This window comes from Acinetobacter sp. YH12144 (assembly GCF_013418345.1).
Lineage (GTDB): Bacteria > Pseudomonadota > Gammaproteobacteria > Pseudomonadales > Moraxellaceae > Acinetobacter > Acinetobacter amyesii.
Map to the genome: position 1 here is coordinate 133,236 of NZ_VPCD01000002.1, position 26,563 is coordinate 159,798.

At 41.9% G+C, this 26,563-nt stretch carries 29 protein-coding genes; 14 read left to right on the plus strand and 15 right to left on the minus strand.

Annotated features, from left to right (window positions below; translation table 11 throughout):
• Window position 1: 1 nt before the first annotated feature.
• Complete coding sequence (locus FTU79_RS02295; protein WP_180048819.1) at window positions 2-1,057, plus strand: MBL fold metallo-hydrolase; 1,056 nt, start codon at window positions 2-4, stop codon at window positions 1,055-1,057.
• An 82-nt stretch (window positions 1,058-1,139) separates the two neighbouring features.
• Here the strand turns inward: FTU79_RS02295 and FTU79_RS02300 are convergent, their stop codons facing one another.
• Complete coding sequence (locus tag FTU79_RS02300) at window positions 1,140-2,660, minus strand: catalase (RefSeq protein WP_111884100.1); 1,521 nt, start codon at window positions 2,658-2,660, stop codon at window positions 1,140-1,142.
• Window positions 2,661-3,841: 1,181 nt separating this feature from the next.
• On the opposite strand from FTU79_RS02300, the gene FTU79_RS02305 reads away from it, so the two are divergent.
• Together FTU79_RS02305 and FTU79_RS02310 are read left to right on the plus strand one after the other, a co-directional pair.
• Window positions 3,842-3,997 (plus strand): hypothetical protein, encoded by a 156-nt coding sequence (locus tag FTU79_RS02305; protein ID WP_180048820.1) that lies wholly within the window; start codon window positions 3,842-3,844, stop codon window positions 3,995-3,997.
• A 212-nt stretch (window positions 3,998-4,209) separates the two neighbouring features.
• The gene (locus FTU79_RS02310) at window positions 4,210-4,389 is read left to right on the plus strand and encodes a hypothetical protein (RefSeq protein WP_180048821.1); all 180 of its coding nucleotides are present in this window, start codon (window positions 4,210-4,212) and stop codon (window positions 4,387-4,389) included.
• A gap of 204 nt (window positions 4,390-4,593) precedes the next feature.
• Here the strand turns inward: FTU79_RS02310 and FTU79_RS02315 are convergent, their stop codons facing one another.
• Window positions 4,594-5,202: a TetR/AcrR family transcriptional regulator gene (locus FTU79_RS02315; RefSeq protein ID WP_180048822.1), complete on the minus strand. Its 609-nt coding sequence runs from the start codon at window positions 5,200-5,202 to the stop codon at window positions 4,594-4,596.
• 91 nt (window positions 5,203-5,293) lie between these two features.
• Between FTU79_RS02315 and FTU79_RS02320 the strand changes: the two genes are divergently transcribed.
• Both FTU79_RS02320 and FTU79_RS02325 read left to right on the plus strand, forming a co-directional pair.
• Window positions 5,294-6,955 carry an acyl-CoA dehydrogenase family protein gene (locus tag FTU79_RS02320; protein WP_180048823.1) on the plus strand — a complete coding sequence of 554 codons (1,662 nt, stop codon included), beginning with the start codon at window positions 5,294-5,296 and terminating at the stop codon, window positions 6,953-6,955.
• 195 nt (window positions 6,956-7,150) lie between these two features.
• Entirely contained in the window at window positions 7,151-7,351 is a 201-nt protein-coding gene (locus FTU79_RS02325) for a hypothetical protein (RefSeq protein WP_180042069.1), read from the plus strand.
• A gap of 22 nt (window positions 7,352-7,373) precedes the next feature.
• On the opposite strand, the gene FTU79_RS02330 is transcribed toward FTU79_RS02325, so the two are convergent.
• The 4 genes from FTU79_RS02330 to FTU79_RS02345 form a co-directional block, all read right to left on the minus strand.
• Window positions 7,374-7,535, minus strand: a complete 162-nt coding sequence (locus FTU79_RS02330) for a hypothetical protein (RefSeq protein WP_180048824.1) — start codon at window positions 7,533-7,535, stop codon at window positions 7,374-7,376.
• A 67-nt stretch (window positions 7,536-7,602) separates the two neighbouring features.
• Window positions 7,603-8,031, minus strand: a complete 429-nt coding sequence (locus tag FTU79_RS02335) for a hypothetical protein (protein ID WP_180048825.1) — start codon at window positions 8,029-8,031, stop codon at window positions 7,603-7,605.
• Window positions 8,032-8,110: 79 nt separating this feature from the next.
• Window positions 8,111-10,408: a phosphoenolpyruvate--protein phosphotransferase gene (ptsP, locus tag FTU79_RS02340; protein ID WP_180005299.1), complete on the minus strand. Its 2,298-nt coding sequence runs from the start codon at window positions 10,406-10,408 to the stop codon at window positions 8,111-8,113.
• A 77-nt stretch (window positions 10,409-10,485) separates the two neighbouring features.
• Window positions 10,486-10,965 carry an RNA pyrophosphohydrolase gene (locus FTU79_RS02345; RefSeq protein WP_078189729.1) on the minus strand — a complete coding sequence of 160 codons (480 nt, stop codon included), beginning with the start codon at window positions 10,963-10,965 and terminating at the stop codon, window positions 10,486-10,488.
• A gap of 181 nt (window positions 10,966-11,146) precedes the next feature.
• Here FTU79_RS02345 and FTU79_RS02350 point away from each other — a divergent pair, with 181 nt between their 5' ends.
• The 3 genes from FTU79_RS02350 to FTU79_RS02360 all read left to right on the plus strand — a co-directional run bounded on the left by FTU79_RS02350 (window position 11,147) and on the right by FTU79_RS02360 (window position 12,709).
• Window positions 11,147-11,803, plus strand: a complete 657-nt coding sequence (locus tag FTU79_RS02350; RefSeq protein ID WP_078189728.1) for an HAD family phosphatase — start codon at window positions 11,147-11,149, stop codon at window positions 11,801-11,803.
• 93 nt (window positions 11,804-11,896) lie between these two features.
• Window positions 11,897-12,370, plus strand: coding sequence for a DUF2628 domain-containing protein (locus FTU79_RS02355; RefSeq protein WP_168377917.1), 474 nt, complete (start codon window positions 11,897-11,899; stop codon window positions 12,368-12,370).
• Window positions 12,371-12,466: 96 nt separating this feature from the next.
• Window positions 12,467-12,709: a DUF2789 family protein gene (locus FTU79_RS02360; protein WP_078189726.1), complete on the plus strand. Its 243-nt coding sequence runs from the start codon at window positions 12,467-12,469 to the stop codon at window positions 12,707-12,709.
• 197 nt (window positions 12,710-12,906) lie between these two features.
• Here FTU79_RS02360 and FTU79_RS02365 read toward each other — a convergent pair whose 3' ends face one another.
• Window positions 12,907-13,770, minus strand: coding sequence for a LysR family transcriptional regulator (locus FTU79_RS02365; protein ID WP_078189725.1), 864 nt, complete (start codon window positions 13,768-13,770; stop codon window positions 12,907-12,909).
• A 469-nt stretch (window positions 13,771-14,239) separates the two neighbouring features.
• Between FTU79_RS02365 and FTU79_RS02370 the strand changes: the two genes are divergently transcribed.
• Complete coding sequence (locus FTU79_RS02370; protein ID WP_180024477.1) at window positions 14,240-14,449, plus strand: hypothetical protein; 210 nt, start codon at window positions 14,240-14,242, stop codon at window positions 14,447-14,449.
• A 128-nt stretch (window positions 14,450-14,577) separates the two neighbouring features.
• Here the strand turns inward: FTU79_RS02370 and FTU79_RS02375 are convergent, their stop codons facing one another.
• Entirely contained in the window at window positions 14,578-14,814 is a 237-nt protein-coding gene (locus FTU79_RS02375) for a DUF2061 domain-containing protein (RefSeq protein WP_078189723.1), read from the minus strand.
• Window positions 14,815-15,170: 356 nt separating this feature from the next.
• On the opposite strand from FTU79_RS02375, the gene leuC reads away from it, so the two are divergent.
• From leuC to leuB, 4 genes are all read left to right on the plus strand, one after another.
• On the plus strand, window positions 15,171-16,619 hold the full coding sequence (leuC, locus tag FTU79_RS02380; RefSeq protein ID WP_180048826.1) for a 3-isopropylmalate dehydratase large subunit: 1,449 nt from the start codon (window positions 15,171-15,173) through the stop codon (window positions 16,617-16,619).
• A gap of 24 nt (window positions 16,620-16,643) precedes the next feature.
• A complete protein-coding gene (leuD, locus tag FTU79_RS02385) occupies window positions 16,644-17,294 on the plus strand; it encodes a 3-isopropylmalate dehydratase small subunit (protein ID WP_078189721.1) in 651 nt (216 codons plus the stop codon).
• A 109-nt stretch (window positions 17,295-17,403) separates the two neighbouring features.
• Complete coding sequence (locus tag FTU79_RS02390; protein WP_180048827.1) at window positions 17,404-17,967, plus strand: hypothetical protein; 564 nt, start codon at window positions 17,404-17,406, stop codon at window positions 17,965-17,967.
• A gap of 41 nt (window positions 17,968-18,008) precedes the next feature.
• Entirely contained in the window at window positions 18,009-19,088 is a 1,080-nt protein-coding gene (gene leuB / locus FTU79_RS02395; protein WP_078189719.1) for a 3-isopropylmalate dehydrogenase, read from the plus strand.
• A gap of 74 nt (window positions 19,089-19,162) precedes the next feature.
• Here the strand turns inward: leuB and FTU79_RS02400 are convergent, their stop codons facing one another.
• The 3 genes from FTU79_RS02400 to infA form a co-directional block, all read right to left on the minus strand.
• Complete coding sequence (locus FTU79_RS02400) at window positions 19,163-19,609, minus strand: hypothetical protein (RefSeq protein ID WP_373685640.1); 447 nt, start codon at window positions 19,607-19,609, stop codon at window positions 19,163-19,165.
• A 114-nt stretch (window positions 19,610-19,723) separates the two neighbouring features.
• The gene (locus tag FTU79_RS02405) at window positions 19,724-20,098 is read right to left on the minus strand and encodes a hypothetical protein (protein WP_180048828.1); all 375 of its coding nucleotides are present in this window, start codon (window positions 20,096-20,098) and stop codon (window positions 19,724-19,726) included.
• A 154-nt stretch (window positions 20,099-20,252) separates the two neighbouring features.
• Window positions 20,253-20,474 carry a translation initiation factor IF-1 gene (infA, locus tag FTU79_RS02410; protein WP_001284370.1) on the minus strand — a complete coding sequence of 74 codons (222 nt, stop codon included), beginning with the start codon at window positions 20,472-20,474 and terminating at the stop codon, window positions 20,253-20,255.
• Between the two features lie 231 nt (window positions 20,475-20,705).
• Here infA and FTU79_RS02415 point away from each other — a divergent pair, with 231 nt between their 5' ends.
• On the plus strand, window positions 20,706-21,713 hold the full coding sequence (locus FTU79_RS02415) for an AraC family transcriptional regulator (protein WP_078189717.1): 1,008 nt from the start codon (window positions 20,706-20,708) through the stop codon (window positions 21,711-21,713).
• 129 nt (window positions 21,714-21,842) lie between these two features.
• Here the strand turns inward: FTU79_RS02415 and truA are convergent, their stop codons facing one another.
• The 4 genes from truA to FTU79_RS02435 form a co-directional block, all read right to left on the minus strand.
• Window positions 21,843-22,640: a tRNA pseudouridine(38-40) synthase TruA gene (gene truA / locus FTU79_RS02420; protein ID WP_180048829.1), complete on the minus strand. Its 798-nt coding sequence runs from the start codon at window positions 22,638-22,640 to the stop codon at window positions 21,843-21,845.
• 16 nt (window positions 22,641-22,656) lie between these two features.
• The gene (locus FTU79_RS02425; RefSeq protein WP_180048873.1) at window positions 22,657-23,619 is read right to left on the minus strand and encodes an asparaginase domain-containing protein; all 963 of its coding nucleotides are present in this window, start codon (window positions 23,617-23,619) and stop codon (window positions 22,657-22,659) included.
• A gap of 48 nt (window positions 23,620-23,667) precedes the next feature.
• Window positions 23,668-24,963, minus strand: coding sequence for a fimbrial protein FimV (locus FTU79_RS02430; RefSeq protein WP_180048830.1), 1,296 nt, complete (start codon window positions 24,961-24,963; stop codon window positions 23,668-23,670).
• 75 nt (window positions 24,964-25,038) lie between these two features.
• Window positions 25,039-26,463, minus strand: a complete 1,425-nt coding sequence (locus FTU79_RS02435) for a hypothetical protein (protein ID WP_180048831.1) — start codon at window positions 26,461-26,463, stop codon at window positions 25,039-25,041.
• Between the last annotated feature and the right edge of the window lie 100 nt (window positions 26,464-26,563).

Sequence of the window (26,563 nt, forward strand, 5' to 3'; positions counted from 1 at the left end):
CATGAATCAAAAAACTCAATCAGCACAATTTCAAATCAGTACTGAACGCTGTATGAAACATACGTGGACGAAGCCTGTATTTGATTATCTGGCAACCGACCATTTTAATGGGGAAAAATTCTTTAATACCATTCGAAATCCAGATCCGTTTACGCGTAAAGATATGCTGAAATGGATCATGACGCGTAAAAGCGACACGTGGAAAGTAGATCGTGAGCAAGAATACCAACAGTTTTTTGCCTCTTCGCGTAGCATTCCGCACAATCGGCCATTGGCTAAAATGGATGATTGGTTGGTTTGGTTTGTCGGACATGCGACGGTTTTGATTCAAATTGGGCCATATAATTTTTTGACCGATCCTGTATGGGCGGAGTATGCAGGCCCACGTCAAGGGACTGGACCACGACGTGCTTGTCCTGCAGGAATTGCCTTAGAAGAATTACCTACAATTCATGGGGTTTTACTGAGCCATAATCATTATGATCATATGGATTTAGCAACCTTGAATTGGTTACATGAACAATTTGCTATGCCGATTTATACTGGTTTAGGCAATGCTTATTATTTACCCACACATTTCAATGTCATTGAACTTGATTGGTGGCAATCGGAAATGTTTGAAGATTTGCGTATCGTTTATACGCCTGCACAGCATGGTTCAGGTCGTGGTTGGCGAGATCAAAATCATGCCTTATGGGGAGGTTTTTCCATCGTGCATAGTACAGGACATTTCTTCTTTGCAGGTGATACGGGCTATGCCGCGCATTTCAAACAAATCCATACACGCCTAGGTGCACCACGAGTAGCGTTATTACCGATTGGAGCTTATGAGCCACGTCGTTTAATGAAATATTTGCACATGAATCCCGAAGAAGCTTTTCAGGCGCATAAAGATTTACAGTCAAAATGTTCATTGGCCATGCATTATCGGACTTTTCAGTTGACCGATGAAGCTAGAGATCAGCCGGAGCATGACTTACATCAAGCCATGCGTAAAACGTCAAAGTTAATGAATCCATTTTTGACCATGCATGAAGGCAAAAAACTGATTGTTTAAGGATTAATTAGAAGGTAATTGGAATATTTAATGCCAAGAAAAAACCACCTTAAAAGGTGGTTTTTTTATTCAAAGATAAAACTTAAAGCAAGCCAGGATTACCTTGAGCTGGATCAGTTGCACGAGCAGCTTGCGCATCCGCTACAGTTAAGCCTAATGCTTTTGCAACACCTTCACCATAAGCTGGATCACATGCGTAACAGTTACGGATATGACGATATTTGATGAAGTCGAGTGCATCGCCCATTGCGCCAGCAGTGTTATTAAACAATGCTTGTTTTTGTTCATCATTCATTAAGTTGAATAATGCACGTGGTTGACTGAAATAGTCGCTGTCATCTTCACGATAATCCCACAAGTCAGCATCACCAGTAATTTTCAATGGTGGTTCTTTGTATTGTGGTTGCTCTTGCCATTGGCTGAAGCTGTTTGGTTCATAATGCGGTGTTGCACCATAGTTACCATCCATACGGCCTTGTCCATCACGACGGTTGGAATGAACAGGGCAACGTGGTGCATTTACAGGAATTTGGTAATGGTTTACACCCACGCGATAACGTGCAGCATCAGCATAGTTGAATAAACGCGCTTGCAGCATACGGTCAGGTGAGAAGCTAATACCCGGCACCAAGTTACTTGGTGCGAAAGCGGCTTGTTCAACATCTTGGAAATAGTTTTCAGGGTTACGATTGAGTTCGAATTCACCCACTTCAATCAACGGATAGTCGCCTTTAGGCCATACTTTGGTTAAATCAAATGGGTGATAAGGTACTTTTTCTGCATCAAGTTCAGGCATGATTTGAACGTACATTTTCCATTTTGGAAAATCGCCGCGTTCAATTGCATTGAACAGATCGGTTTGTGAGCTTTCACGGTCTTTGGCAATAATCGCTTCAGCTTCAGCATCGGTTAAGTTTTTAATGCCTTGTTGAGTGCGCATGTGGAATTTAACCCAGAAGCGTTCATTATTGGCATTAATAAAACTGAAAGTATGACTGCCAAAACCATGCATATGACGGTAACCATCTGGAATACCGCGGTCAGACATCACAATCGTAACTTGGTGTAGAGCTTCAGGTAGTAAAGTCCAAAAATCCCAGTTATTAGTTGCACTACGCTTATTGGTTTTAGGATCGCGTTTTACTGCTTTGTTTAAGTCAGGGAATTTACGAGCATCACGTAGGAAGAAGACAGGGGTGTTATTACCAACTAAATCCCAGTTACCTTCTTCAGTATAGAATTTAAGGGCAAAACCACGAATATCGCGTTCTGCATCTGCAGCACCACGCTCACCCGCTACGGTAGAGAAACGAGCAAAAAGTTCAGTTTTTTTACCAACTTCTGAGAAAATTTTAGCGCGGGTATATTGGGTAATATCGTTAGTCACGGTAAACGTACCGAAAGCACCAGAACCTTTGGCATGCATACGACGCTCTGGAATTACTTCACGAACGAAATTACCGAGTTTTTCATTAAGCCATAGGTCTTGGGCAAGTAAAGGACCACGTGCACCTGCCGTCATACTGTTCTGATTATCTACAACAGGAGCACCAGCATCAGTTGTTAGGTGGGTGACAGGACATTTTTTAACGTCGTCGCTCATTGAGTATCTCCATTATTATAATCATGTATTAAAGTTGGGAGTTATAACCTTTCAATTGATAACACGCTCAACAGCACATGACATTAACCGTTTTGTTAATTCATTTTAAAGTGACAATGTGACAACAGTTTTTCTCTTATTCTAAAATTTTTCAAGCAGCAATCAATCGAAGAGAAGTTATAAAACTGTAGCCGTTAAAAGCTTAAAAATCTCTATATACTTATTGACTCTAAAGCTTTCTGTGGCTTTTGACAAATGGAAAAATAGTTTTGTATAAATGGTTAATTCGATTGATTAAGTTATTGAATTTATATTATTTATTTATATATTTTGTTTTAATATTTTATCCATGAATTAAACTCAAATATGTTGCTATGATAGGTAGAAGAGGACGAACTAATTAAATCCATATTTTTATTATGGTTTTTTGCCTTCATATAGGTTTTTTAGCTGATTCTAGTTAATGAAAGACATTTTATGTTGTTAATATTGCAGAGATTTTCAACATTAAAGACATTATTTAATACTTAAAATAAGCTAAAAATACAGCTGAAGAAATATTGGCAAGTGGTCTAAGTTGTTTTAGAAAATTGTAAATAAATTCTTTATGGGGTGATGCTAGTTGTTACAGCTATCTTTATTGTTGTCAGGTCAGGTGTTGTCAGGTCAGGTGTTGTCACTCCAGCGTGAATCGATTCCTACATCATATCAACATACTAGGCAACCTTACGTGATCGCATATCGTAGTTGAGGGGGGGTAATGGCGAACCCATTTTGACCTCGGGATTTATTTTACTCCCAAAAGGATAAGCACTTAAACAAGACTGGACCGTATTGGCATGAGCACATGGCACGACTGTGTGGCTGATACAAGTGCTCCTTCAAGTGATTATACAATGGGCCTGTGTATAGTTTGCAACTAGTCATAGATGGTGCAATCGACAGTTGTTTGAGGCATGGCTATGTAGTGGTTACAACAGATTATCAAGGACTAGGTAAGCCAAAACAGCACCCTTATATGAATGTAGTCAGTTAAGTTTATAATGTGGTGGATTCTGTACATGCACTGCATTCTTGGAAGCCGAAGCAATTTAATAAAGACTGGATGGTGATGGGGGCATAGTCAAGGTGGTGCAGCTGCTATTGCGGTTGCAGCTCAGGGACAAAAAGATGCGCTTGAATTGAATCTTAAAGCTGCAATACCCTTGGCACCGGGTGGTTATCAATATGAATGTATTGCTGAATACGTAGAAACCAATCCAAATCCAGATACCAACGTAGCGGCATTTTTCCCCAGCGTGTTGTTGGGAGCAGCCGAAGCAGATCGATCAATGTAGATCAACAGGTTAGTCCAGATATGCAGTCTTTACTAAATCAGGCCCGTAAACGTTATTTATCAGAAATAAAAAAATTAGTTAAAATAAGCACCTCAGCCAATCTTTTAAAAAATTCAGACTTAAGGCCATCCCCAAGCTATTTAAAACGGCAGTCGATTGAATATATGACCCTAACCGTAACACTGATGTTTGTTTAAGGCGCCGCAGACCATTTGTCGATCACCTTGGTACTCAAAGTTATTACCAAAAAGTGTGCAAATAAAAAATTGCCAGTAGTCTATCAGGCGATCCCAAATGGCTATCATCGTGGTGCATTAGGCCATAGTCCAAAATATACGGCTGAATTTTTAAAGAGCTTACAACTGGCCAGCATTGCAAAGGCGTATAAATGAGACAAGTAAGCTGGCAATAAAAGCTTAACTTCTAAAGCACTTTTATTGACGGATGAAACAAGTGATGAATGATTTTCTTCTACCGTAAAAATGAATTTCCTAAATATCTAAAATAACTGGTTTAAGAGCCGATTTTTTGTAAATAACATGACTTTATTTTATTCACCAATGCATTTGAAACGTCATTAGACTTGTCCGCGAAGTCTAATCGCGCAACATATGAATTATATCTCGCTTTAATTCATCCCATTCAGTAAAGTTTGGTACGATCAACAAGCTTTGCGACACAAAGCCATAACACACTCTTTGTATATTTAAAGCCATTGGCTTGAGCTTTTCCTCGTTATTTATAAAAGGCTTAAGCATGTGTTGCCACATTTGCACCATCATGACATAACTTTTACGGTAACTTTCAATATCTGAAATCCGCCGTTCCAATAAAAACACCTGTGACCATAAAAACTGCTGCGCTTGAATTTGCTCAATTTGGAAGTGGATGATTTGCTGTAAATACTCTTGAAAATCCAAATCTGTGGATAACTTCATCAGCGATTGTGCATAAGTTTTCATCTGTTCGGCATTGTGCTTCACATGTAAATGAATGGTCAGCGCAATCAAATCTTCCTTCTTGGAAAAATATTCATAAAATGTCCCTAAGCCAACGCCTGCAATGTCGGTAATTTCACGAATGGTAATTTTGTCGGCAGGGCGCTCATGCAAAAGCCGAACAAAACTTTCTTGCAATGCCTCTTGCGTCAGTTTGGCACGTGATTGACGTGGCTTACGCCGTATTTGAATGGCTGAATGCTTCATATTTTTAAGCGCGGAAAACCGAACGTCTATGCTTTAAATTTTCTCTATACTGAAATGAAAAGCCAACAAGAACAAGCGGAAAATATAGACGATGAATACATTAGAACAGACATGGATGACGCATCAAATCAGCAACCAATTTAATGAACTGGAAAACTACAATCTATTTTCAAGCGATACGGTTTTACATGAAATCTTAAAGCGCTATGGCAGCCACGATCAGCCGATCTTATGCGAAATGGGCAAAGTCGCAGGTTCGAGTGAATACTTTCAGCATGGGGCTTTAGCCAACAAACATACCCCAATTTTACATGCCTTCGATGCTCGTGGTCGCCGTACTGACTTTATCGAATTTCATCCTTCATGGCATAAATGGATGGGACTCAACCGTCAGTTTGATACCCATGCGCATCCTTTTAATCAGCCAAACTCAAAGAGTAAATGGGTAGAATGGGCAGCACGTTTTTATTTAGCAGGTCAGGTCGAATGCGGCAACTTATGCCCAAACTCCATGACGCTGGGCAGTATTCCACTCATTCAGCGAGAGCCTGAACTGTGGGCAAAGATTGGCGAGAAACTACTTTCGACGGAATATGATGAACGTGATGTGCCGATTGCACAGAAAAAGTCGATTTGGCTCGGTATGGGCATGACTGAAAAGCAGGGCGGTTCGGATGTGCGTGCCAATGAAACCATCGCTGTACCTGTAGCAGAAACAGGACGAGGCGAAGCATATTTGCTCACAGGGCATAAATGGTTTTTCTCTGCGCCGATGTGTGATGCGCATTTGGTGGTGGCAAAAACCGAACAAGATGGCTTGGCGTGTTTCTTTGTACAGCGTTGGTTGGAAGATGGCACGAAGAATAATATTCAGGTGCAACGCCTAAAAGAAAAAGTCGGTAACCGCAGTAATTCAAGCTCGGAAGTCGAATTCAAAAATGCGTGGGGCATTATGATTGGTGAGGCAGGGCGTGGCATTCCAACCATTATTGAAATGGCGAATTACACCCGTCTGACCTGTTCGGTCGGTTCGAGCGCCATGCTGCGTCAAGCTTTGGTGCAATGCATTGCCTATACCCGTCAGCGTCAGGCTTTTGGTAAACATTTGATTGATCAACCGCTTATGCGTGCAGTCTTGGCAGATTTGGCTTTAGAAAGTGAAGCAGCGACGCAGCTCAGTTTCCATTTGGCGCAGTGCTATGAATCGGATGATACTTTGTCTGTGGCATGGAAACGCATCATGACCCCAGCAGCTAAGTTTTGGATTTGTAAACGTGCAGTCGAACTAACTGGTGAGATGATGGAAGTCTTTGGCGGCAATGGTTATGTCGATAACGGCATCATGGCGCGTATCTTTAAAGAAGCGCCTGTAAATACCATTTGGGAAGGTTCAGGCAATGTCATGTGCTTGGATGTGCTGCGCGCGATTGGGCGCGAGCCTGAATCCATTGAAGTGCTGTTTAAAGATTTGGCGAGTACAGTAAGTACAGATGAAAGCTTGCAAACTGAATTGCAGGACTTGTTCAGATTGTTCCATCAATCGCCTGAAGATTTACAATTTATGGGGCGCAGTTTAGTGAGTCGTTTAACCGTATTGGCACAAGCGGTTTTACTAAAACGCTATGCGCCTGACTATGTAGCAAATGGCTTTATTCAAAGCCGTTATAGCGCAAAACACGGGCAAGTGGTGGGCATGCTGGATGCTAAAAAGGTCGATGTAGAGCGAGTATTAGAACGGGCTTTTGCTAGCTAAATACAACGTATTTCCCTCTCTCAATGGGAGAGGGTTAGGGAGAGGGAAATAATGTGGCAAAGCAATTTTTTTATGGCCTTGGGGCTAACTACGCTGTATCAAAAAGCCATAGGAAAGTGCTTGAAAAAATCTAAAAATAGATCAATATATGCACTACAGTACGAGGGTGCTGTATAGGCAAAAAGGTGAATGCAAATGGCAAAGAAAAAAGTCCTGCCTGAAGTTGAAGTTCGCAACTTTGTGGCAAAACACATGAACGATTTTAACAAAAGCCAAACTTTTGTAGATCGAAAGAAAAATGCAAAACGTGGCTATGCAAAGCACAAAAAAGGGGGATATTCGAATGATTATCTCCCTTTTTATTTCAGTGTGTTTTCTCAGTTTGTAGTCTACTAAATGATTCGGCTTCAGCATCTGCTTAAACAAAGTTCACATCATATTCCATACGTTTTACTGTTCGCTTCGCAATCTCTAGGCCATGCAATTTGGCCACAATATAAAGAGATGCATTGATCCCCGAAGAAATCCCCGCAGCATCTAAGACTTCAACTTCGTTGAATAATAAGATACCGACGTTCATTCAGATGGTTCCATGCGGGATTGAACGCATGGGTTTTGAGTTTAAATGTAGAACCTTAAAACACGGCTTATTTTGAAAATAAGTCTTCAAACATTTTGTTGAATGCGGATTTTTGTTGCGGTCTAGACGCTGTACTTTGATGTTTTGAGGCGTCATTGGTTTGCTGGAGTACGTGTTCCACTTGACTGGTCAATTGCTCAAACCATGTTGAGTCAGTGTGATGCGTCTGGTTTAGCTGTTTGGCGCGCTGTGCAGCCAGCACCGATGGATCATTTTTACCTAAGCGGCGCTGCTGTGACGCAGTAATTTCTATACCGAGTAAGGGGGGAATACGAGAGCGGCTGACCGGAGCTTTGGATTTTGTTGGCTTGGTTGGGCGTATATTGACTTGTTGTGCTTGGGACGGTCTAGGTCGAGTTGAGGATACTTTTTCAATCGGTGTATCGTGTTGCAGCTCTAACATTTTTTGTTTGAGTTGCGGATGGATCTTTGTCATATAAAAGGCAATTGCGACAAAAGCCAGAAAAAATAAAAAATCCATCATCACCTCATTTTATTATTTTACATGAGTGTTCTTAAGCACTCACGATTCGGGTTGCCGATTTCACCATATCACCAAGACCATGAGTCTTGAAGTAGTACTCCATCATGCTTTTCACCATCAGTGGATTATTCATGCTCAAAGCACGATCCAAGAGCTCTTTTGCATCTGGCATCGGCACATGGCAGATGGCTTTACGGACTTTGAGGATATTACTCGAACTCATCGATAGGGTATTAAAGCCCATCGCCATCAGTAAAATAGCGGTGAGTGGATCACCGGCCATTTCTCCACAAATACTAATCGGCTTGTCGTATTTATGACATTCTTGCACCAAGCGAGTCAGCGCACGAAGTACGGCTGGGTGTGAGTGTGAATAGACATTGGCAACCCGTGGGTTATTTCGGTCAACCGCAAGTAAGTATTGGGTTAAATCGTTAGATCCGACCGAGAAGAAGTCAACCAATTCAGCAAACTCATCGATCTGTAACAGCACACTCGGCACTTCGACCATGATGCCGATTTTGGGTTTGGTAATTTTCACCTGTTCTTCTTCTTGCACCGCTTGCCAGTCACGATCGAGCAAATACAACGCTTCTTCGACTTCGCTGACACTGGTCACCATCGGCAGCAATATATGCAAGTTATTCAGGCCAATACTGGCTTTGAGCATGGCACGAATTTGGGCTGAAAAAATCTCAGGATGATCGAGGGTAAAGCGAATTCCACGCCAACCTAGTGCTGAGTTTTCTTCTTCAATCGAGAAATAAGGAAGGTCTTTATCTGCACCAATATCGAGGGTACGCATCACCACTGGTTTATTGGCAAAATGACTGAGCTGTTGACGATAAATAGCGCGCTGTTCTTCTTCACCGGGGAAGCGATCACGCAGCATAAATGGAATTTCAGAACGGTATAGACCGACACCTTTGGCGCCACGTTGTACACCGCGAACCACATCGATCATCAAGCCAGTATTTACAAACAATCGAACCGCAACACCGTCAGGGGTGATGGCATCTTTGGTTTCGTATTGCTTCAGATCTTTAGCAATTTGCTCTTCTTCTTTTTGAATCTCTTTATAACGTGTGCGTAAACGACGAGGTGGATTGATGAATACACGACCTTGATGTGCATCGACAATCATTTCAACATCATCGAGGGTATTAATCGGCAGTTCAGTCACGCCGACTACAGTTGGAATGCCGAGGGCACGTGCCACAATCACCATGTGTGAGTTCATGGCACCTTCGGTGGTCACAATCGCCGCTATTTTATCGACAGGGAGTTCAACCAAGGCAGCCGTAGAAATTTCTTCACCAATTAAAATGCTTTCATCGGTGATTTCACGGTGACTGGCATCTGCTTCTTGCAAAAAGGCCAAGATACGACGCCCTAGATCTTTTAAGTCTGAAACACGTTCGCGGAGATAGTCATCTTCCATCTGTGCAAAGAGCGCAATGTGTTTATCAATAACAATGCGTACCGAACCTTGTGCCCAGTTACCGTCACGAATTTCACTTTTGATTTCCGCGGGGAGGGCATTGGCATCGAGCATCCGCAAGAACACGCTAAATAATGCCCGCTCTTCGGCCATGAGGGCATCTTGCATCTTTTCATCGAGAGACAAAATTTCTTGACGAACTGCGTCTATGGCATTGTCGAGTAATTCGAGTTCTTCACTGATGTCATCGGCTTCACGATCGGGGACTGAAGCCAAATCAGCAGGTGGATACAGGATGACTGCACGACCTAGCGCAATACCGCCTGAACCTGAAATACCTTGGAAAGTTTTATAGGCAGGGAGGTTGTTTGGTTTACGAAAGACTTCAATATTCCCGACGGCATGTGCATGGGCAATCACCCCTGAAAGTTGAGCGCACAGGGTCACGAGGAAAGATTCGGCAGCTTCGCTAAAGTCTTGAGGCTCTTTGTTTTGAACCACCAAGACGCCCATAACTTTACGGCGATACATCACCGGAACCCCGAGGAAGGAATTGTAAATTTCTTCCCCCGTTTCTGGCAGATACATAAAGCGTTCATGCTTCGGTGCATTGTCTAAGTTGACGATTTCTTCACGTTGTCCAACTAAGCCGACCAAACCCTCACTGGTATGCAAAGAGACATGCCCAACGGCTTCAGGGTTTAAACCCTTAGAAGCCATCAGTAAATAACGATGATTTCGTTCATCAAGCAAGTAGATTGAGCAGACATCCACATGCATGGCTTCGGCCACTTGATTGACCATAATGTCTAAAGATTCATGCAAACTGGCCGACGCATTAATCTCTTGGACTATGCGTCTTAAGGTATCCAGTTGCATGTTCGACATCGTGTCTGCTCCAAAATTTATTCTGCTTTATTTATAACAACACTCATCCTAAAAATCTGCATCCATTCTGCAAATTTTTACGGTTTTTGCGGAAGCTGATTGCACAGCTCCACCATGGCTTTACGATATACATCGCGTTTAAAATTCACCACTTGACCCAAAGGGTACCAATAGCTGACCCATTGCCATTGATCAAACTCTGGTGGGTCTGACAAATCCAGCTGAATATGCTGTGCCGAAGCCGTCAGTTTTAATAAAAACCACTTTTGTTTTTGACCAATACAAACGGGGTCTGAATCCGTACGTATATACCGATGTGGCAAACGATAGCGCAACCACCCTTGGGTTTGTGCTATCACCTGGACGTGTTCGGGCAGTAAGCCAACTTCTTCTCTCAGCTCACGGTAAAGTGCCTGTTCGGGGGTTTCTCCATGTTGGATACCTCCTTGTGGAAATTGCCAGGCATTGTGACCAATGCGCTTTGCCCATAAAACTTGTCCAATGTCGTTTGCCAAAATGATCCCGACGTTGGGTCGGAAACCTTCTGAATCGATCATTTGGCTACCTAAATATTGTGTAATTTATGACTTTGCTCACGGGGACGTTTATTTCTGTGTCCATCTCGAAAAAGCAAAGTGTAAAAATGTTAAAATTGTTATGATCTTAACGAATTTCTATCGACTAGCGGAGATAGATTTACAATTTTTTTCTTAAATTTCAGCTTTTACGAGTATTTTCATGAAATTGGCACTGTTTGACCTTGATCACACCTTATTAAATACCGACTCAGACCATTCTTGGGGGGAGTTTTTGGTCAATGAAGGCTTGGTTGATCCAATTCATCATCGTGCCATGAATGATAAATTTTATGATGATTATAAAAAAGGCCAGCTTGACCCGATTGCTTATAATGAATTTGTATTTGAGTTTTTAACTCAACATGACAATGCCTACTTAACTGAGTTACATCAGTTGTTTATGAAAAAAGTCATTCGTGCGCAAATGCGTCCAGAGGGCTTTGCTGCCATTCAGCGCCATCAAGATGCAGGGCATCAATTGGTCGGGATCACCGCAACGTCTGATTTTATTACCGCACCGATTTTTCGTGAATTTGGTATTACTGAAATCATTGCAACCAATGCCGAAGTTGTGGATGGTAAATATACGGGTAAAGTGATTAATACTCCGTGCTACCAAAAGGGCAAATTAGTCCGTTTGAATCAATGGTTAGAAGGTCGTGATGTGACAGAATCTTGGGCCTATTCAGATTCGATTAATGACCGCTTCCTATTGGAATATGCCGATCATGCCTTTGCAATTAACCCAGATGACCGTTTAGAGGTCCTAGCAAAAGAACAAGGTTGGGACATTCAAGACTGGTCAATTCAAGCCTAAAAATAGATATGATAAAAAAGCATCATTAGATGCTTTTTTATTTGACGTCCTTTTGATTAAACTTCAGCTCACTAATTTGAACTATCGCTCCGTATGCAGACAGAAGCTTCTTTTAAACATTTAATTCAAATCTTTATAGGGCCACGTGCTCAATCTTATTTAAAGTTCATAGAACAACAAGGTGGGCAGAACAGTGGCCTGAGTTGGGCGGGGTTAATTTTTGGGCCCTATTGGTTACTCTATCGGAAGATGTATCGCTATTTCTTCTTATTCTTTGCGGTTGGTTTTTTGATTAGTATGTTGGCACTCATCATCGGAGTGCCTGATCAAGTCTTGATGGGGCTAGCATTGATTCCTAACCTCATACTCGCTGGCATCGGAAAGCGGCTTTATAGCGATTTTGCGGTGCAAAAGACCAAAGCCTATATGCAGCAGCCGAAATATAGTGAGCAGGTGTTTGCTGAAGAAGGTGGAGTGAACTGGGGGCTGCCTTTGTTGTTGGTATTTATTCAATCTGTCGTGATGATTATGCTTAGTTTGCCTTTTATTCAATTTTCACCACTGTAGAATTCTGTAATTGAGTACGTGTTCGTTCCGTGTTATATCCTTAAAACAGAATAATTTTGTATCCATAAACAATACGTTTTAACACGGAGAACGACAATGAGTGTACGTCCACGCATGACTCATCTATTTGAACAACTGGGTTTAGATTCAAGTGAAGACGCGATTGCTTTATTTATCGTGACGCATCAACTCAGTGCCCAAACTAAAATTACCGAAGCAGATTATTGGACAGATGCTCAGCGCCAGTTCTTGGCCGAAAAAATTAAGTCAGATGGTGAATGGGCGATTATTGTCGATCAATTGAATGAATCATTACATGAAGATTCGTTGACGAAGTAAAACTGACAGGTCTTCCTTGGTTTTTTTAATGGGATCGGCTGAAATAGGTGATCCCATTTTTAATGCAAAATAAATTTAAGCGACCATTCAACATATAGAAAATCATTCGCTTTTTCTAAATGCTCAAACAGATCACTAAAAAAAGCCACCATAGCGGTGGCTTGATTAATAATTGAATTTTGTAGGCAAAAAATGAATTAGATGTGTTTCATCAATTCAACCAGTTTTTGTGCAGCAAGTGATTGAGTACGGCCTGGATGCCATACCATCCCCAATTGACGATTCATGTTTGAAGGTAAATTCAATTGTTTTAAATCTTGGTTCAATAATGTTTTAGGAAGGACTGACCAACCGAGACCAATTGAAACCAACATGCGAATCGACTCAAGTGAGTTATTGCTCATGGTGACTTTTGGCTTCAGGCCATACTTTTCAAACTCAGCCAAGGTAATTTGACTGGTATAGGTTTGCGCCGCAGGCAATAGACTTGGGTATTGGATCAAATCTTCTAAGGTTAAATGCTCAACTTGCGCCAAAGGATGGAAAGGTGCAACCACGAATACCAGTGGATCATTCCATGTCGTGATGTATTTTAAACGGCTGTCACCTTGTGGTGGTAAAGTCAAAAATGCCAACTCTAAGTCGCCAGCCAAAACTTGCTCATGGGCCTGTTCAGAATCAACAAAGTGTACATCTAAGGTTACTTCCGGAAACTGTTGCACATATTGACGCAAATGCGCTGGTAAATGGTGTAAGCCGATATGATGACTGGTACCAATTTTCAGTTTACCTTGAACCTGACCTTGCTCATGGCTGAGCGTATGGTGAATATCACCCAATTCATTCAGCCAGCTTTTCACTTTTGGCAAGAGAGAGTTTGCTGCATGCGTCGCTTGAACACCACGACCCGCGGATTCAAAAAGTTTGACACCGAAGTATTCTTCTAAACTGTGAATACGCTTGGTCACAGCAGGTTGCGTAATGAAGAGCTGATCTGCTGCCAAGGAGATCGAACCAGTTTCCATAACTTTTACAAAGGCTTCAAAGGCTGCGAGATTCATCTTCATTCCTATAAAGAATTTTTATGCGTAGTCTCATTGTTATAATATTTTAAGAATAAATCAAAGGAAAAGTTGTATCTTTTGATTTAAAACTAGGCGTTCAAGCCAGATGACGCTTTAAATCTGAGGGGATTTTCAGGGTTCAATAGTGTTATTTGAGTACTTGGTCACTGCATGATTTAAGATTGGGCTGTGACATTTTCAGCTCAAATGCGCTGTTACAAAGTTATTTTTTAAACCGAAACCAGAGTTATGCATAATATAAAAAATACAGGGCTGGAAAGTAATTCAACCGTTTGAATTAAAGAGGAGCGATGACGTTTCTTTTTAATTCAGTATTGAACTAAAACAAAAAAATGAACTCAAGTTTTGATGGCTTGGGGAACATACTTTTCAGTGAATAATTAAAGCAACAGGTACAGTCAGGGCGGCATCGATTAGCGATGCTGTACCTCACAGGGAGAAGGCGATGGATATTAAACACATTAAAAATTTATTGGATATTTTTGAAGGGACAGTCGAAAAGCGCTGTGCGATATATGAAATCGCAGATGATGAAGACGACGAAAACCGTGCAGCTGCCGAGTGTAATGCGGCAAAAAACAAACTGATTCTTGCGATAGAACAATTGGTTGAGGCGCATGACCAACTGGCTTTACAGCAAAAAACCAAGCTTTGATGATCCGTCTGCAATTGAATCTATAGGATGAAATCGATGGAACGTTAAAGTGGATGGAGTAAAAGAACGTTTTAAGATCATTAAAAAACCACCGTGATGGTGGTTTTTTTACAAGGAGCAGGGTTGGATTAAGCGGGGATATTTTCCTCTGCTGCTTTATCTTTCTTTTCCCATGCTTTTTCGTGGAAGAAAAAAGCAACCGCTTGAACAGTTGGTTCAAGTAAACTTAAGGTAATAGCCATTGCAATACTGCCAGTCACGTAATAACCAACCAACATCGCAACCGTGATATGCATGATGTAATAGCTCAAGGTTTTTTTGAACATGCGCTGATTATTTTCGACGAACTTGTTAATGTGTGCCATGAGAATGCTCCTTGTTAAATTGATAAATCTTGGCAATGAGTTAATAATAATGATTCTTATTTGTAATGTAAAAGAGAAAATTCAATTTATGATCATTGAATTTCTAAATCACTGTTTAAAAATGGCAGAAAGTGATCAAAAACTCGGAGAAAAATCTAAAGTTTCATCTGCTGAAAGTATTGAAGTGAGTGTGTTTTGAACGCATCAATGGTGATTAAAATGCAACGGAAATCAGCAGTTAAATATCATTCCTATAAGTTTTTAAACTAATAAAAATGATAAATTAGATTTATGTGAATACGTGGTTATAATCGATTTAACGAAAGAATTTACCCAGTCCAGTGGAGCAAATCGACATGGCAGGCGAAACCCAAAAAGCGGAAACCCAAACAAAAAAAACCTTGTATGACAAATTGTGGGATGACCATCTAGTAAAACAACGAGATGATGGCTCTTCATTATTGTATATCGACCGTCATTTATTGCATGAAGTGACTTCTCCACAAGCTTTTGAAGGTCTACAACTTGCAGGTCGTAAACCATGGCGTTTAAGCGCTAACGTTGCAACGCCAGACCATAACGTACCTACGTCTACTAAGGAGCGTGCTGAAGGTATTGCGGGTATTGAAGATGATACCTCACGTATCCAAGTGCAAACTTTAGATGACAACTGTAAAACTTTTGATGTTGCCCAGTTTGACATCAACGATGTACGTCAAGGTATTGCGCACGTGGTGGGGCCTGAACAAGGTTTAACCTTGCCCGGTATGACCGTGGTATGTGGTGACTCACATACTGCAACGCATGGTGCATTTGGTTGCTTGGCTCATGGTATCGGCACATCGGAAGTTGAACACGTATTGGCGACTCAATGCTTAGTTCAAAAGAAAATGAAGAATATGTTGGTGCGTGTTGATGGTCAATTGGGTCAAGGCGTAACTCCTAAAGACGTGGTTTTAGCGATTATCGGAAAAATCGGTACGGCGGGTGGTACAGGTCACGCGATTGAATTTGGTGGTCAAGTGTTCCGTGATATGTCGATCGAAGGTCGTATGACGGTATGTAACATGGCGATCGAAGGTGGCGCGCGCGTGGGTATGGTGGCTGTCGATGACAAAACCATTGCCTATGTGAAAGACCGTCCGTATGCACCGAAGGGCGAACAGTGGGACGCTGCAGTAGAGTATTGGAATACTTTAGTGTCTGATGAAGGTGCGCATTTTGATACTGTTGTGGTATTGCAAGGTGAAGATATTGAGCCACAAGTGTCTTGGGGGACTTCTCCTGAGATGGTGATTCCTGTATCTCAAGCAGTGCCAACTTTAGAACAAGCCAAAGATGACGTACAGCGTAATGACTGGACACGTGCATACAACTATATGGGCTTAGAAGCGGGTCAAGCTTTGGCAGATATCCAATTAGACCGTGTATTCATTGGTTCATGTACCAACTCACGCATCGAAGATATTCGTGCAGCGGCTGAAGTGGCCAAAGGCAAAAAAGTGGCGGCATCGATTAAACAAGCCATGGTGGTTCCGGGTTCAGGTTTAGTTAAAGCACAAGCAGAAGCAGAAGGCTTAGATAAAATCTTAATTGAAGCAGGCTTTGAATGGCGTGAGCCGGGTTGCTCAATGTGTTTGGCAATGAATGCTGACAAGTTGCAACCGGGTGAGCACTGTGCATCAACGTCTAACCGTAACTTCGAAGGTCGTCAAGGTAATGGTGGTCGTACGCATTTGGTGAGTCCAGCAATGGCAGCAGCTGCGGCAATTGCAGGTCACTTCGTTGACGTTCGTACCTTCTAATCAGGGCTAATAGGAGCAAATCGCATGAAAAAATATACCGTTGAACAAGGTATCGTTGCACCATTAGACCGTGCCAATGTGGATACAGATTTAATTATTCCAAAACAGTTTTTGAAATCTATTAAGCGTACAGGCTTCGGAGCCAACTTATTTGATGAGTTGCGCTATTTGGATGAAGGCTATTTAGGTCAGGACATTTCAAAACGTCCGATTAACCCCGATTTCGAATTGAACAAACCGCGTTATCAAGGTGCGTCGATTTTGATCTCTCGTGCAAACTTTGGTTGTGGTTCGAGCCGTGAGCATGCGCCTTGGGCATTAGAAGAATATGGTTTCCGTACTGTCATTGCACCAAGCTATGCGGATATTTTCTTTAATAACAGCTTTAAAAATGGCATGTTGCCAGTGATCTTGTCTGAAGAGATCGTCGATCAGTTATTTAAAGAATGTGCTGCATCTGAAGGCTATCAATTAACCATTGATTTGGCTGCGCAAGAAGTACGTACACCGAGTGGTGAAGCATTTACATTTGAAGTCGATCCATTCCGTAAACACTGCCTATTGAATGGCTTGGATGATATCGGTTTAACCTTACAAGCAGCCGATGATATTCGCGCTTATGAAGAAAAAACCAAAGCATCTCGCCCTTGGGTATTTGCAGAAATTAAAGCTTAAGTCAGTGTCACTGTAGAACTTCTTAGTAGTCAGTCGGCTTAAGTCTTGCTAATATCAGGCGAAACAAAATTTATACGTTAGCCAGAATTTATCAGGTTGGGTTCGAAAAATGAAAAAGTTCTTCGGTCAGCTGGTTGTAACGGGAGCGCTGTTCGCAACGCTCTCTGCCTGTCAAAGCTTTGACACGGCACGCATTAAAAATGTGAAAGAAACTGAAAGTACAAAAAATAATGCTCTGATTTACTGTGCAGGTACAGCGCATTGTGAATTTGAGCGTTTTGATCAAATACAAGTGGTTGATCCAAATAATCAACATGTACAACGTGCTGCGATTAAAGCAGGCATTGTACGGTTGAATGGTCGTTCATTGTCTGAACCTAATCCTTTGTATTTGTCTGTACCTACAGGTCAGCATGAAATCGTGATTCGCTATTATCCAATTTCTCAGGAAAAAGCAGAGCGCTTGCATGTCATTCACAACTTTAGGTCCAAACACGAGTACACCTTTAAAATGTACCGTGAGCGTTCAAAAAACAGAGGCAGTTTACTGGATAAATCTGCGCCTGATCCGCTCTGTGTAGACTTAAAGCAAGGTGCAAAAACGATTCGACGTTTCTGCCGACCCTACAATGTCCTCACAGGACTTGGTGAGTTTGTAGAAAAGAAACTTTAAATCTGACTGGTAATCAAGCCAGCGTATAAATGGAAAGACTCATGTCAAAACATATTTTGATTTTACCAGGTGATGGTATTGGTCCTGAAATCGTGAAAGCGGCTGAACAAGTGCTGACACGTGTAAACGAGAAATTCAACTTAGGTTTGACTTGGGAACAAGGTCTTTTAGGTGGTGCAGCGATCGATGCGCACGGTTCACCTTATCCAGATGTAACAGCAGCACAAGCGAAGACTGCTGATGCGATTTTATTGGGTGCAGTGGGTGGTCCTAAGTGGGATACCATTGAGCGTTCAATTCGTCCAGAACGTGGCCTATTAAAAATTCGTTCAGAATTAAATTTATTTGCTAATTTACGTCCAGCCATTCTTTATCCGCAGCTTGCAGATGCGTCGAGCTTAAAACCTGAAATCGTAGCAGGTTTGGATATCTTGATCGTACGTGAGTTAACTGGCGGGATCTATTTCGGTCAACCACGTGGTATTCGTGAACTCGAAAACGGCGAAAAACAAGGTTTCAATACTGACGTATATGCAGAATCTGAAATCAAGCGTATTGCCAAAGTTGCTTTTGAAATGGCGAACTTACGTGGTGGTAAAGTGTGTTCAGTGGATAAAGCCAACGTACTAGAAGTGACTGAGCTTTGGAAACAAACTGTAACTGCGTTAAAAGAAGAGCAGTATCCTGAAATTAACTTGTCTCATATGTATGTTGACAATGCTGCCATGCAATTGGTCCGTGCGCCAAAACAGTTTGATGTAATCGTGACAGGTAACTTGTTCGGCGATATCTTGTCTGATGAAGCGGCGATGTTAACCGGTTCTATCGGCATGCTGCCATCGGCTTCTTTAGATGAAAATGGTAAAGGTATGTATGAACCTTGCCACGGTTCAGCACCAGACATCGCAGGTCAAAACATTGCGAACCCATTAGCAACAATTCTGTCTGTTGCTATGATGCTACGTTATACCTTCCGTGAAGAAGCGGCGGCAAAAGCAATTGAAGATGCTGTAGGTAATGTCTTAGATCAAGGCTTACGTACAGGTGACATCATGTCAGAAGGCAGTACTCAAGTCGGTACTGTTGAAATGGGTCAAGCTGTAGTTTCTGCATTGAACTAATGGCGAATCAAAAAACGCAGCGTTTATGCTGCGTTTTTTTGTGCCTAGAAATTATCAATCCTAGAATTGATGCGCTAACAGGTGCGACCAGTTAATCGGACATCAGTTGCAATATTATGCTTTAAGCGAAATTGAATAAGGCAGTTTAACTCAACCTCATAGCGTGTATTTCCACTGGGAATCGGCACAGCAGCGCCGCTGCCCATGCCCATCGCAGGATTTTCCGCCATCGGTAAAGGAATAGTGATCGGGCGTGCGACACGATAACGAAGGTAGTCTGAACTGACCTCCACGGGAGAGGTTCTTTGATAGCCGAGTTTGCTGAGGTCGAGTTCTGCTTGAATCGTTTGGCTCGATTGACCAATAAATGAGGCTAAATAGCGTTCACGCTCAACGGAGGATATCGTTGATGTCGTGGTACAGCCAGCCAATAATACAATGCTTAGAACGCATCCCATGCTCAGTATCGGGTGAATAAAACGCTGATCTTCGTAAACCTGATGTTCTAAAGTAAATTTCATGGGTCAGTTCCTCACGAAATAAATTCAGTTTAGTCAGATCGGTCTGTATAACACTGTAGTCATTTGATACACGGTCAGCTGAGCAAGATTAGCCTCTAGGATTCTCATGCAGGATCAACAAGCTCTGCCAACATAGTCAATGGATTCAATTATATGATTGCGTAATTTGAACTCGATTTTACATTCCATATCGACAGTGACACCACCTTTAGACGGCGTTGGGATAGGGGCGCCCATGGCTATACTGGTGCCGATATTCGGTGTACCTATCGGAATTGGCATTGAGCGTAAAATGGTATAACTGAGTTTTTCATTGCTTTGTACAGGTGCTCCCATCACTTTGTAGCCCAATTGACTCAAGTTGAGCTCTTTACGAACTTGATCAGCTGGCTGTCCAATATAGTGTTGTAGGGATTGATTGAGTTGCTTTTGGCCTGTCGTGGCGCAAGCAACACAAAAGATAGCACCGACTAATCCTAGATATTTCATATGATTTTATGTCTTTATATTTTGAATTTTATAATCGAATTTTTTATGTTTTTAGACTGTAAAGGAAAGCAATTTTGCAGTCAATTTTTATCATTGCATTGAAATAAATACAAAAAAAGCCACTTATAAAGTGGCTTTTTCGCTTCGCTAAAACTTAGCGCGCACGGTAAGTGATACGACCCTTAGTCAAATCATAAGGTGTCATTTCTACTTTAACACTGTCGCCAGTCAAAATACGGATATAGTGTTTACGCATTTTGCCAGAGATGTGAGCAATCACTTCATGACCGTTTTCTAAACGTACACGGAACATAGTATTAGGAAGCGTCTCGGTGACAACGCCTTCGAACTCGATGAGTTCCTCTTTATTGGCCATAGCCTACCTGAATGAATAAATTAGCAAGGCGCAAATTATAGTCAATTTTTTTTCAGAATACAAGCCGTAAAAGGCTTTGAACTGATCGACTGTCAGTAAAATAAGCGAACAATTCAGTTAAATATTTTCAACAAAAAATGTGCAGTAACAGTTGTCAGTTTGGTCAATCGCAGTTAATCTAAAATCAATCTTTTTAGGTATAAATGAAGTACATACAAGGAAGGTTCTGGAGTGGGTCAGCTAACTGATGCATCTGTTGTGTTGCGTTTAGGGTATCAAGCGATTCGTCGTGCCGGATTGCCAACAGAAGAAATTTTAACAAAAGCGGGTGTGGCATTAAATCAGGTTGAAACCAATGACCGTACCCCATTGAATGCGCAATTTGCGTTCTGGGTGGCTGCAGAAGAAGTCAGTAAGGATCCTGATATTGGTTTGCATCTGGGAGAGCATTTGCCTTTATATCGAGGGCAGGTGATTGAACACTTATTTATTTCATCTGAGAATTTTGGTGAAGGTTTAAAGCGAGCTTTGGCGTATCAACGCCTAATTAGCGATGCCTTTCATGCACAATTGGTGATTGAAGATGACCGCTGCTATTTGACCAATGGTCATCAGCCTTGGGCAGAAAATATCGTGAATCGTCATTTTTCTGAATGCGCGATGTCCGGTGTTTTGCGTTTCTTTAAGTTTATTACTGAAGGGCGTTTTCAGCCGATTTATATCGACTTTAACTTTAGTCAGGGCGCGCCAGATGATGAGTATTTCCGTGTTTATGAATGCCCTGTGAGCTTAGGGCAAAAAGAAACCCGATTGTATTTTGATCCGGCTATTTTAGAGTATCAATTGTGGCAGGCAGAACCTGAGTTATTACAATTGCATGAGCAGTTAGCGATTGAAAAACTTCAGGAGTTGGCGCGTTATGATTTGGTTGGTGAAGTTCGCCGTGCTATTGGTTCAACGCTTGAAAGTGGTGAAACCACACTCGAAACGGTCGCTGCACAGCTCAACATTACCCCACGTCGTTTACGGACTCAGTTGTCAGAAGCCAATACCAGTTTTCAGCAAATTTTGTCAGACTATCGCTGTCGTTTGGCTAAAAAATTATTGGCCAATACCAATGAAAGTGTGGAGCGCATTGTTTACTTAACGGGTTTTTCTGAGCCAAGTACGTTCTATCGCGCATTTAAACGCTGGACCAATGAAACGCCTGTGGAATACCGTAAGCGGAAGCAGCGTTAAGGTTGATCTTCGATAAAATCCTTCCCTAAACAGAATCCCCCCTTTGAAAGGGGTACTTTCATTTTTAGAACCTAGCAATGGCGAAAATGACACTCATCCCTCTGTGAAAGGGAGGTTGGGAGGAATTTTTTATTCAGGCATATTTAACCAATGAGGTCCCAGCGGAACTTGAGGAAGTTCAAACTGTGCTGGATAGTCTGCATGGATAAAATACAGCCCATCGGACGGTGCGGTGACACCAGCTGCTTTTCGGTCTTCAGCCGCAAAAATGTCGTCAATATGGTCAACGTCATACATACCTTGCCCAATTTCCAATAAACAGCCCATGATGTTACGCACCATGTGATGTAAAAAACCATCGGCCTGAATATCTAGGACTAAGTAACATCCGTGTTGGATCAAGCGACAATGGCTGACATGACGAACTGGCTGATTGGACTGACAGGCTGCGGCACGGAAGCTTTCGAAATTATGAGTGCCTTCAAATTTGGCCGCGGCACGTTGCATTTTCAGCACATCTAGCTTGGCATAAACATGGGTCACTTGCTTATGTAATAAAGCTGGACGTTGTGGATTATTATAGACCACATAGCGATAACGACGTGCTTGCGCTTTAAAGCGGGCATGGAAGTCCTGATCCATTTCCTTAATCCATTGGATGGAAATATCACGGGGTAATTGGCTATTGCTGCCCATTAACCATCCACGAATGGGACGAATCGCCTGAGTATCGAAATGTGCCACCATATTGGTTGCATGGACACCAGCATCTGTTCGGCCAGCACCGTGCAACATGATTGGCTCATTGGCCACTTTACTGAGGACGGTTTCAATGGTTTCTTGCACGCTTGGTACGCCCGGTTGCTGAGTTTGCCAGCCCTTGTATTGCATGCCACAAAACTCAATCCCAATCGCAAAACGTTGCATAGTTACCTCAAATGACTTAATCGTTCCAATGCGCAGTCCAGTCTGCGTCACTGCCGTATTGTAAATACATTTTCAAACATTTGGCATAAAGATCTGCATGCCCCAAACAATTACTCAGTAAAATTCCGCTGTCTTTGACCCAGTCACTCACAGCATAGCGCTGATCTATACCGCCATGAACAACCTGTGTACTTAAGATAATTTTGCAATTTTTTTGTTGTATGGCTTTCAATACATTGAGTAATTCAGCATCAACGGCAATGTTGCCTGTGCCAAAACCTTGCAGAATCAAAACGTCTGGCGTGTGTGTAAGCAGAGTCGTTAAATTTTGACTGTGTAGCTTGGTTGCAATCGGTTGCCACATCCAATTCAGGCAATTGAAATGAGCCGCTTTGTCTAAATCATTGGCCTGAACAATATAAGGCGATGTCAGCATTGAAAGTGGCTGTGTGGCTGGCAGCCCATCAAAGGCTTTCAGATCGGTTGTATGCACTTTTAGTGCGGATTGAGCATGCATCAATTGATGGTGAAAGGCCAAATAAACCCCAACACTCAATTGATGTACCGATTCCAATGCAAAATTTAAATTGTCGATGGCATCAGTAAATTCACGGGTATTGTCACCAGCCACATTAAACAGCGGATATTGGCTGCCTGTAAGCACGATATGAGCAGACTGTGCCATAAAGTGTGCAAGCACTGCACTGGCATAGCTAAGCGTGTCTGTACCATGAATAATTACGAAATGCTGAAATTGTTGTAATTGTAAGCTTTGAATTTGTTGAATCAGCGCCAGCCAGTCGGGCGCAGTACAAGCACTACTGTCACGAATGACAGGTGCAACAAAACATTCAATGTTTAGGTGTAGTGGCAGCACATGCTGTAATTTAGGTAAAAACGCATTCGCTGGCATGGGGCTTAACGGTTCACCGATACAACCGAAGGTACCACCCATATATATAAGAGCAATTTTTTTCATCATAAAAAAGCAGCCTTGAAAGACTGCTTTAGTTTAAATCGCTTTTGCTTAAGATGCGATTTGATTCAGTAACTGATCTGCTTGTTGACGCTGAGCTGAAGAAAACTCAGCCTCTTTTTCAGTCAAAATTTCACGTGCAGCGTCATAAGCACCTAGTTTGATGTATTGCGCTGCCAATTCAAGATTCAATTCAATTTCATTGACTTCAACCAGTTCAGGGAAAGATTGAACCAATGGATCGTTTTGGTCTGTAGCAGATGGGGTTGACGGTGTGGCTAAACCGCTAATGTCAAAACTCACACCACTTGATGCAGGCGTGGCAGGTTTCTCTTCAGGTGTAGACTCTAAGTTAAACTCAGTTGCAGGAGCGACAACCGCTTCTTCTGTTTTTGCTGTTTCAAAAGCACCTAAGTCAAAGTTTAAGGTTGGAGCTTCAACTTTGTTTTCTTCTACAGCTGGTGTTTCTGTTGTAAATGAAAAATCTAAAGGCTCGATTTTTTCTTCTACAGTTTCTGTTTTAGTTTCAGCCGCAGCTTCAGTGCTTGGGGCAAAGTCCATTGCAAAATCAATTGGTTTGATTTCTTCAACGGCAGGAGATGGCTGAGCAATCTCTTCGGTTTTCGGTATCGCTTCAAGTGCAGGTTCTGGTGAAATTGAAAGCGTGTCAAATTCAAGCGGCTGTATTTTTTCAGCAGGCGCACTTTCAACTGGGGTAGAAATGTCTGCTTTTGCAGGCGTTTCAGTGGTGAAATTAAAATCTAGAGGCTTTTGTTCTTCAGAGATTGGTTTAGTTGGCGCTGAATTCATGAGCGCATCAAAATCTGAGGTATTGTTTGCAATTTTAGGAGTTGATGATGTAGAAGAATGATGAATCGCAATATCTTCATCAACATGTGAATTGTCAAACTCTACTTTTTTTGCTTCAGCTTGTTCTAAAATTTCATCGAGTTCAAGTGAACGAATATGGCTCAGCAATTGGCTGATGGCAAATTCGTCTTTTTGTAAAATGTGAATATCTAATAGATATAGATACAACTCATGTTGTGAGTTGTCACGTTTTAATGATTGATTAATTTGCGCTTCAGCAGAAAAGAAATTACGTTCCGCAATTAATTTTTCAATTTTACCACGAGCATCGGTCGTTAACGGCGTCATTGATTTTTTTTCAATGACACTGTTTTCAACCACTTGAGTTTTCTTCGGAGTCGCTTTGGCCGAAACACCCGTTTTCTTGGTTTTAGTGGATGTTGGTTTGGCTTTATCTGATTCTTGACCTTTTTGGCGTTTGTTTAAAAAAACCAATACGATCACTAAGATCACTAATGGAATCACATAAATCAGCATGTTTTAACCCCTTGGAGATAGAGCGATATAAAGTTGCACTCATCCCTATAAAATCTTGATTGGTAACGTTTTAGTTTATTGGCTTCTTTTATCTGCTTGTTGAGCTTTCAACTGTTGTTGCAGTTGAGCAAGACGAGCATTTAATAATTGAATTCTGTGATCCTTTTGATTTAGCGCCAATTCTAATTGAGTTACGTTTCTCTGTAATTTAACGTTTTTTTCACGAGATGTCATAACTTTTAATGACAACTCTTTCGAAGTTTTATTCTTTTCTGCCGCACTGTTGGCAGAAGATTGTGCCGAATCTTGCGCTTTCTCTGCAACCAGACTCATTTCAGCTTGATTCAAACGGTATTTGGTTTTACCTGACTGCTTCGAAGGTACTTTGGCAAGTTCTGCAGCAGAGACTTTTACAGGCTGTTTTGCTTGCTGCATACCATGCAGATTTAAGGCTGCACCACGGCGCAGACGGTTTACATCGCCTTGAATGAATGCATGTTCGTTGCTGTTTTTAATTTGTTGCATGACTTCAGAAACAGGGCGGTTTTGTTCTGTCGCAATACGTGAGGCAATCCCCCAAAGGCTTTCATTCGAGCGAACCACATATTTTGCCGCTGGTGTTGCTGTCGATGCCGCTGCAGTACTTGTTGGTTTTGGTGTAGATGCTGTTTGAGCTGTCGTTGTTGGATTTTCACGTTTTTGTGCTGCCTGCTCCGCAGCAAATTTTTGTGCCAATGGGTCTTGAGACCTTGCAGTTGATGCTGTTGCAGCTTGCATTTCTGAACTGACAGAGCCGGTCGAATTGGTTTTTGTAACTTGCGAAATTGATGTTTCAGAACCTGATGAAGTACTTGCGCTATTTTGCTCCGCAGGTGCAACACTATAATTTTGCACATGCGTGACAGGTTCAATCGCAACAGGCGTTGACGTTGCTAATTGTGCTAACTTTGGCGGTGCTTTGGTACTGAGTAATAAGGGTTGTTCTGCAGCTACAGGTGCTTTTGTGGTGTAGAGTGTGCTAACAGGTAAATTTAAGGCAATTTCTTTTTCATTTACGATCACGACAGGTGCTAAAGCACGCTCATTGGCACGGGTTTGAGTCGCATTCGACGGTGCTGGATTGCGTTTTAATGGTGTGCGAATTTGTTGCAGGCGTGAAGCATTACCTTCTTTAATATTGACAATAAAATTAAGCTCAGCATCGGTCACTGGACGCGAAGAGGTAATGGTAATTACCCCATTGCCCGCACCATCACGACGCGTGAAGAAGTTTAAATGCCCCGGTGGTTGATGCCCTGTACCCATACTCAACAAATCTTCTGCCGTGGCTAAACTTGCATTGAGCGGCACAGATGTATTTGAGTGGCGAAAATGAATCTCAGCGTACAGCAATTCCCCGGGTGCTGACTGGACTTGTACAGGATCAATGCTGATCGCTTGAATGTTTTGAGATGCAATAACGGCTAAAATGGCGATCTTTAATTTGTTATATACGGTCATCTTAATCTTTAGCTCGAATATATGTCGCATGGCGAAAATTATAGATTAGCGAGTTGTCGAAGAATTGTAAAATATTTACACGACAGTTACATAAAAAAGC

Bases quoted from the DNA above. Each gene is read 5' to 3' on its own strand.
- FTU79_RS02300 (WP_111884100.1), bottom strand. From the start codon at position 2,660: ATGAGCGACGACGTTAAAAAATGTCCTGTCACCCACCTAACAACTGAT.
- FTU79_RS02350 (WP_078189728.1), top strand. From the start codon at position 11,147: ATGAAATTGGCACTGTTTGACCTTGATCACACCTTATTAAATACCGAC.
- FTU79_RS02295 (WP_180048819.1), top strand. From the start codon at position 2: ATGAATCAAAAAACTCAATCAGCACAATTTCAAATCAGTACTGAACGC.
- FTU79_RS02375 (WP_078189723.1), bottom strand. From the start codon at position 14,814: ATGGCACACATTAACAAGTTCGTCGAAAATAATCAGCGCATGTTCAAA.
- FTU79_RS02370 (WP_180024477.1), top strand. From the start codon at position 14,240: ATGGATATTAAACACATTAAAAATTTATTGGATATTTTTGAAGGGACA.
- FTU79_RS02400 (WP_373685640.1), bottom strand. From the start codon at position 19,609: ATGAAATTTACTTTAGAACATCAGGTTTACGAAGATCAGCGTTTTATT.
- FTU79_RS02430 (WP_180048830.1), bottom strand. From the start codon at position 24,963: ATGCTGATTTATGTGATTCCATTAGTGATCTTAGTGATCGTATTGGTT.
- FTU79_RS02425 (WP_180048873.1), bottom strand. From the start codon at position 23,619: ATGAAAAAAATTGCTCTTATATATATGGGTGGTACCTTCGGTTGTATC.
- FTU79_RS02435 (WP_180048831.1), bottom strand. From the start codon at position 26,463: ATGACCGTATATAACAAATTAAAGATCGCCATTTTAGCCGTTATTGCA.
- FTU79_RS02325 (WP_180042069.1), top strand. From the start codon at position 7,151: ATGGCAAAGAAAAAAGTCCTGCCTGAAGTTGAAGTTCGCAACTTTGTG.
- leuC (WP_180048826.1), top strand. From the start codon at position 15,171: ATGGCAGGCGAAACCCAAAAAGCGGAAACCCAAACAAAAAAAACCTTG.
- FTU79_RS02345 (WP_078189729.1), bottom strand. From the start codon at position 10,965: ATGATCGATTCAGAAGGTTTCCGACCCAACGTCGGGATCATTTTGGCA.
- FTU79_RS02315 (WP_180048822.1), bottom strand. From the start codon at position 5,202: ATGAAGCATTCAGCCATTCAAATACGGCGTAAGCCACGTCAATCACGT.
- ptsP (WP_180005299.1), bottom strand. From the start codon at position 10,408: ATGTCGAACATGCAACTGGATACCTTAAGACGCATAGTCCAAGAGATT.
- FTU79_RS02360 (WP_078189726.1), top strand. From the start codon at position 12,467: ATGAGTGTACGTCCACGCATGACTCATCTATTTGAACAACTGGGTTTA.
- FTU79_RS02320 (WP_180048823.1), top strand. From the start codon at position 5,294: ATGAATACATTAGAACAGACATGGATGACGCATCAAATCAGCAACCAA.
- infA (WP_001284370.1), bottom strand. From the start codon at position 20,474: ATGGCCAATAAAGAGGAACTCATCGAGTTCGAAGGCGTTGTCACCGAG.
- leuB (WP_078189719.1), top strand. From the start codon at position 18,009: ATGTCAAAACATATTTTGATTTTACCAGGTGATGGTATTGGTCCTGAA.
- truA (WP_180048829.1), bottom strand. From the start codon at position 22,640: ATGCAACGTTTTGCGATTGGGATTGAGTTTTGTGGCATGCAATACAAG.
- leuD (WP_078189721.1), top strand. From the start codon at position 16,644: ATGAAAAAATATACCGTTGAACAAGGTATCGTTGCACCATTAGACCGT.
- FTU79_RS02330 (WP_180048824.1), bottom strand. From the start codon at position 7,535: ATGAACGTCGGTATCTTATTATTCAACGAAGTTGAAGTCTTAGATGCT.
- FTU79_RS02390 (WP_180048827.1), top strand. From the start codon at position 17,404: ATGAAAAAGTTCTTCGGTCAGCTGGTTGTAACGGGAGCGCTGTTCGCA.
- FTU79_RS02365 (WP_078189725.1), bottom strand. From the start codon at position 13,770: ATGAATCTCGCAGCCTTTGAAGCCTTTGTAAAAGTTATGGAAACTGGT.
- FTU79_RS02355 (WP_168377917.1), top strand. From the start codon at position 11,897: ATGCAGACAGAAGCTTCTTTTAAACATTTAATTCAAATCTTTATAGGG.
- FTU79_RS02405 (WP_180048828.1), bottom strand. From the start codon at position 20,098: ATGAAATATCTAGGATTAGTCGGTGCTATCTTTTGTGTTGCTTGCGCC.
- FTU79_RS02335 (WP_180048825.1), bottom strand. From the start codon at position 8,031: ATGACAAAGATCCATCCGCAACTCAAACAAAAAATGTTAGAGCTGCAA.